The 6,042-nt window shown below is 34.9% G+C and carries 4 protein-coding genes; 1 reads left to right on the top strand and 3 read right to left on the bottom strand.

All coding sequences use genetic code 11. The features are described 5' to 3' along the window. Nucleotides 1-612: 612 nt before the first annotated feature. On the top strand, nt 613-2,526 hold the full coding sequence (locus tag ACH2CJ_RS04720) for an ABC-F family ATP-binding cassette domain-containing protein (protein WP_394991083.1): 1,914 nt from the start codon (nt 613-615) through the stop codon (nt 2,524-2,526). A gap of 38 nt (nt 2,527-2,564) precedes the next feature. On the opposite strand, the gene ACH2CJ_RS04715 is transcribed toward ACH2CJ_RS04720, so the two are convergent. The 3 genes from ACH2CJ_RS04715 to ACH2CJ_RS04705 all read right to left on the bottom strand — a co-directional run bounded on the left by ACH2CJ_RS04715 (nt 2,565) and on the right by ACH2CJ_RS04705 (nt 5,636). After that, nucleotides 2,565-2,879 (bottom strand): LytTR family transcriptional regulator DNA-binding domain-containing protein, encoded by a 315-nt coding sequence (locus ACH2CJ_RS04715; protein WP_394991082.1) that lies wholly within the window; start codon nt 2,877-2,879, stop codon nt 2,565-2,567. A gap of 71 nt (nt 2,880-2,950) precedes the next feature. Next, nucleotides 2,951-4,036 (bottom strand): hypothetical protein, encoded by a 1,086-nt coding sequence (locus ACH2CJ_RS04710; RefSeq protein ID WP_394991080.1) that lies wholly within the window; start codon nt 4,034-4,036, stop codon nt 2,951-2,953. A 25-nt stretch (nt 4,037-4,061) separates the two neighbouring features. After that, nucleotides 4,062-5,636, bottom strand: coding sequence for a hypothetical protein (locus ACH2CJ_RS04705; protein WP_394991079.1), 1,575 nt, complete (start codon nt 5,634-5,636; stop codon nt 4,062-4,064). Between the last annotated feature and the right edge of the window lie 406 nt (nt 5,637-6,042).

The following is a 6,042-nucleotide window of genomic DNA, read 5'->3' as shown; positions in this document are numbered from 1 at the left end:
CGATTTAGAAAAACCGTAATATGCTGATTATCAGCATCGACTCGCAATGAGCTTTGCGAGAAAATTGGAAAGTGCATCCCAAATAATAAAGTTCCAAGTCCTAAAACGAAAGAAAGTAACGAACTTTTGGGTGTTAAAAATAAGAAAATAGATTTTAATGAGGTTTGCATATTGAAATAGTTTGATTTTTTCTTACAACGAATGGGTTTGAATTTATTGTGTGAACGATTCGTTAACGAAATAATATAAAAGCAATTTTAAGAAAAATTCTTTGTTTTACCTCTAATATTTCCAGTAATTTGATTAATCACTTTCTAAATGCTATTTATTTGACTAAATATTAGGTTTAAAATAAACTGAAAAAAAAATAGTTTATTAGACTTTATCATCATGTGTAATTCAAAGTATTTTACATTTTTAGGCTGAAAAAAGACAAGAAAATCGGCATCAACACAGTATTTGGAAAGCTAATAAAATGACTAAAACACACTTTATCCTATATTTTCACTGATTTCTATTAAGTTATTGACTTTTTCTTCCGATTCGCTCGTATCTTTGCCAAAAACTACGCAGTATTTCATATTTCAAAATTAAATATTATACATATCTTAAATGCTTACAATTAGTAATTTATCATTTTATTTTGGCGGAAGACCTATTTTCGACGGAGCAAGTTTACAAATAAAACCCAAAGACAAAATCGGTCTAATTGGTTTGAATGGAATGGGAAAATCAACACTTCTGCGATTGATTGTAGGCGAATACCAACCCGATGCAGGAAGTATCTCAAAAGCGGGCGATTGCTCAATTGGATTCTTGAACCAAGATTTACTCTCATACCAAACCCAAGATTCGATTTTGGCTGTAGCAATGCAGGCTTTCGAGCGTGAAAACTATTTGCAAATCGAAATAGATAAGGTGTTGCACGAAATGGAGGTCAATTATAAAGATGATTTGGTTGATAAATTGGGGCATTTACAAGAAGAGTTTGACCATTTAGGTGGCTATACAATTCAATCAAAAGCTGAGGAAATTTTGGAGGGCTTGGGTTTCAAAACTGAAGAATTACAAAAACCTTTAAAAGAATTTTCGGGGGGGTGGCGTATGCGTGTGATGTTGGCAAAACTACTTTTGCAAAAACCTGCACTTTTACTCCTCGATGAGCCTACCAACCATTTGGATTTACCTTCAATTCAATGGGTAGAAAAGTATATTCTGAATTATGAAAACTCGGTGATTGTAGTTTCTCACGATAGAGAATTTTTGGATAATGTTTGTAATACGACTGTCGAGGTTACTGGCGGAAAATTAGTAACTTATGCAGGCAATTACTCCTATTATGTAGAAGAAAAAGCACTTCGTAGCGAAATTCAGAAAGGTGCCTATGAAAATCAGCAATCGCAAATTCGTCAAACTGAGCGATTTATTGAACGTTTTAAAGCAAAAGCAACCAAAGCTCGACAGGTACAATCGAGGGTTAAAGCTTTGAATAAAATTGAATTGATTGATGATGTGGTTGATGCGGCTGCAAGGGTACATTTTAAGTTTAAATTTGGTGTAAATCCTGGTAGAAACGTATTTTCATTAGAAAATATCAATAAGGCTTATGGCGATAAAGTGATTTTGAAAAATTCTACCGCTACCATCGAAAGAGGTGATAAAATTGCCTTGATTGGTGCAAATGGCAAGGGAAAATCTACTTTATTGCGAATTGTGGCAGGTGATGAAAGTATTGATGGCGAACGAAAATTAGGCCATAATGTTAATTTTTCTTTTTTTGCTCAACATCAAATGGAATCTTTACACTTGGAAGAAACCCTGTTGGAAGAGTTGAAATATGCTGACGGAGGAAAATCTGACACCGAATTACGTTCGGTCTTGGGTTGTTTTTTATTCAATGGAGAGGATGTTTTTAAGAAAATAAAAGTCCTTTCGGGAGGAGAAAAATCAAGAGTTGCTTTGGCAAAAGTTTTAATTTCGGAAGCCAATTTCTTACTTCTTGATGAGCCTACCAACCACTTAGACATGCAATCGGTCAATATTCTGATTCAAGCCCTTGACCAATATGAAGGAACTTATGTAGTTGTATCACACGATAGACATTTTGTGAGCCAAGTTGCGAACAAAATCTGGTATATCGAAGATTATCAAATTAAAGAATATCCAGGCACTTATGATGAGTTCGAAACTTGGCAGGAAGACAATAAACAATCAATAGTTTCCAATCCACAGCCTACTATAACAAGCAATCAATCGGTTACAAAAAAACTTGAACCGATAGCAAATAAACCTGTGGCAAATGCTAATTTGGTAAAGAAACTCGAACGAGAAGTTGCTGAAATTGAGGCAAAAGTCACTGATTTAGAGCATCAAATGGCGACTTTAGAAGGAAAAATGGCTGACCCAAAAGTTTTTAAAGATAATCACGCCATGCAAAAAACTAACAGTGATTATGAAGTCGTGAAACTGGAATTAAAGAAAATGAATGGTTTGTGGGAAGCTAAAATGCTGGAAATGGAAGGCTGAATTAAAAAGAAACACCTTTTAAATGTTCCTTTTTTATTTTAAGCTACTTGTTGATCTTTCCATATTTTTCCACGTCTGCGAGAAAATACCACTTTTCTAAGATTTGATAGTGTAAATGTATCGTCAACGGGTTTTATATAATCAAGATTTACAATGGCTGACTTATTGACTCTTATGAAGTTTTTGAAAGGTAAAAGCCTCATTTCCAGTTTTTTAAGTGTTGTAGCCGTGATTAATTGTTTACCATCTTTGAGCGAAATTATAGTATAATTAATATCAGATTCTAAATGTAGCATATCTTCGGGTAATAGAAATTTTCTACTACCAACATGAATTTTATTGATAGTTTCCATGATTTTCTTTGGTTAAAAAATTCCAACTTTTTCTATAAAAAAGTTGGAATTTTTGTTAAAAGTACATTAGCTTAATTGCAATATAGATTCGTCTTTACATGCACTCTGCCACCTGATGATGGGTAGAAATGAGTGCCTGGCTTTAGATATACTTTTTTAGACTGTAAATGTCTCACGGCCGTTCCAGTTACATTATAGTTATCGCTTGTATTGTTGCTTATGTAAAGTTCATCTCTGGCTGAATCCTGTCCTACACCAGTTGAGTAGGTAAAAGTGGCATTTAGTACAGGAGCGAAAACCACATTATCAGCTACAATTGGTGTAAGTGTAGCACTGGTTATCATCATTGACCGCATTCTATCTCCTTGACCTGCTGAAAAAATTGATCGACAGGCTCTATTTCCATAAGTCATAACATTGGTAGTAGGAGGTGTATAGCCGACTCCGCAATCATCATTTCTACCGCCGATATATACGCAAGATGAGTTTACATTATCGTTTGGATTCGTTGGGTCATCGGCAGCAGTATCACATAATAAATCACCATCCACACCGCAGTCATAACAAGCATTACCCGAACTTCTTGTTACATTCTCCCTGCCATAAAAATCTTCAAAAGTATGATATAATCCAAAACAGTGTCCAGCTTCGTGCCCCATGGTAGTGAGGTTAGTTGTGCTGGCAATCGTTGTACCTGACAAACTCAAATAGGTGTTAGGAATAGCATAAGCAGTACCGTTTAAGCCTGGAAGACTATTGTGAATAAAAATATTGAGGCAGCCAGAAATTTTATATGGATTTAATTCTGCTTCTTCGGTATCTGCATCATGACTATTCAAATCCGTATTATTCACTTGACGTACATCAATCAGTATAAAACAAATACTACGAGGTTGATACTGGTTTACCATATTCTGAAATTGACGCATAACATCAGCATCCGTCGCACCAACGTTTGTTCCGTTATCATCAGCAAAAACAGTGATATGTACCCTTACTGCGTAAGGTGTAGTTACAGCTAAAATCGCACGTAAACTATCTTGTTGTTTGGTACTAAATCTAATTGGCGGACCCGTTACTTTAGTGCCACATTCTATTTGTGCATTAGCAGAAATGCTCCGTATTACTACTAATAATATAATTAATATTTTATTCATCACTTTAGATTTTTAGCGTTTGTAATTATTTCTTTTCGTCTAAGCGTCTTTTCAATTCATCTACTTCTTTCTTTTGTTCGATAGAATATCGCTTAAATTCTTCTATTTCTTTCTTTTGTTCGATAGAATATAGTGTTAATTCTTCTATTTTTTCCATCATTTTAGTCATTAACTCAGCGACATGAGCTCCTTTCTCTTGGATTTTAGCCGCTGATGGTACTGAAGGAAGATGTTTATTTTCTTTAATAAAAGCCTCAACTTCACTTAAAGGTTTTAGTTTATAATTATCTTGGAAAACATAATCTGCCCAGCCTGTTTCTACAATTACCTCATTGGCTCTGATGATACCCAAAACATCTAATTTATTATCAGGTGTAGATGTGCCAATACCCACATTTCCATCTCCTGCTATATACAGTCTTGGACTTCCACCATATTCTAAACGCCAATAATTAGATGCGGCAGTTGCACTTTCTAAATAACTTTGAGCTATCCATGTATTAGCATTCGTATTTGTAGTCCAGTTTATACGTGAATATAAACCAGTAGAGTGAATTCTGAGATGCGGGTCTGCATCTGTACCATTGTGTTCAATATGTAGTTTACCAGTTGGAATAGTCGTGCCAATCCCTACGTTTCCACCGTCTCCAATTCTTAGTCTTTCAGTCATTGCGGTGGTGCCTACATTTGTAGTATGAAAACTTAGGTATGAGCCTCTACCTGTTGAAGTCCAAGCTTCAGTAGTCAAACTTCTGATTGAAGATGATGTTTGAAATGAAGTTCCATTATAGCCATTAAAGTTTATCCAGCCCAAATTATAGGCACTTGCAGTAGCTGTTGGAGCAGCTAAAGTACCACTTGACCTATTAAAACTTAAAGCCGTTAAATTTGAATTTTGGGCAATAAGGCTTAATTCTGTTTGATTATTTGTAGTACCAGCAATCTGGAAGCCAGTCGAAGGGGTAATCGTTCCAACACCAACACCTGTTGGAGTTACTGTCATAATATCAATATTATTACTTCCGAAAATTGTTCGATGAGTACCGCCTGTGGTATAAATTCTTGCATCTCCTGCACCACCACCACCAGTAGCAACTCCAAACTTCAATTTATAAGTACTGTTACCAATGGCAAAGTCTCCATTAGTAGTAGCTAAATCCCAATTTCCACCTGCTACATTAAGAGTAGTTAATGGCGAAGTAGTACCAACTCCTAAATACCCATCACCTGTCAATCTCATTTTTTCAGTTGCTAAGGTTGTTCCATTTTTGGTAGAGGTAAAATGGATGTCTGTTCCCCTCGCAGTAGAAGACCAAGTTTCTGTCGTATAAAATCTTACTTGTGCCCCCAGAGCATACCCACTTCCTGTATATCCATGGCCATTTAATTGTAAAAGGTTAGAGCCAAATGTAGTAGCTGTGGGAGCTACTAATGTACCAGCCGACCTTTGACCTCGTAATTCTGGAATACCATTACTTGTTAAAATTAAGTCTGGGGCTGAATTTTTATTTTCTTGATTACCTGGAGTAATGAGCGTACTCTGAGCAAATACATTTGTAGTTACTGCAAATACAATGAGAAAAAGGATAATTTTTTTCATGATATGAATTGAGTTTAATTGAGGAATTATTGATTTGGGAATCCATTATTTTAATTAAAGCTATTAATACATTTTTTAAAATTCAAAATTTTAATTCCAAAATTTACTAAGCGGTCAAAGTATTTATTAAACGGTCATATTTGTAGCTAATGTTCTGATTATTAGGTATTTAGTTTATAAAAAAAGCTCCTTCTATAAAAGAAGGAGCTTTGATAAGTTGGGCACATTTAAATTATTTCTTCTCAGGCAAAAGTACAAACTTTGCCAAGTTTTCTCCACAAAACTTATTAGCTGCTTTTTTGATGCTTTCTACGCTAATTTTGTCAATCAAATCTTTATTGTAGCGATTGATAAAATTCAAATCTTCGCCATCAGAATATTGGTCTAATAAGTAAGAATTCCAAAA

The organism is Emticicia sp. (genome assembly GCF_043780375.1).
Lineage (GTDB): Bacteria > Bacteroidota > Bacteroidia > Cytophagales > Spirosomataceae > Emticicia.
The sequence above is the reverse complement of the archived record's forward strand: the minus strand, read 5'-3'. Positions and strand labels throughout refer to the sequence as shown.

What these genes read in the sequence shown, in the direction of transcription:
- ACH2CJ_RS04720 (WP_394991083.1), top strand. Translation starts at nt 613, where the DNA reads ATGCTTACAATTAGTAATTTATCATTTTATTTTGGCGGAAGACCTATT.
- ACH2CJ_RS04715 (WP_394991082.1), bottom strand. Translation starts at nt 2,879, where the DNA reads ATGGAAACTATCAATAAAATTCATGTTGGTAGTAGAAAATTTCTATTA.
- ACH2CJ_RS04710 (WP_394991080.1), bottom strand. Translation starts at nt 4,036, where the DNA reads ATGAATAAAATATTAATTATATTATTAGTAGTAATACGGAGCATTTCT.
- ACH2CJ_RS04705 (WP_394991079.1), bottom strand. Translation starts at nt 5,636, where the DNA reads ATGAAAAAAATTATCCTTTTTCTCATTGTATTTGCAGTAACTACAAAT.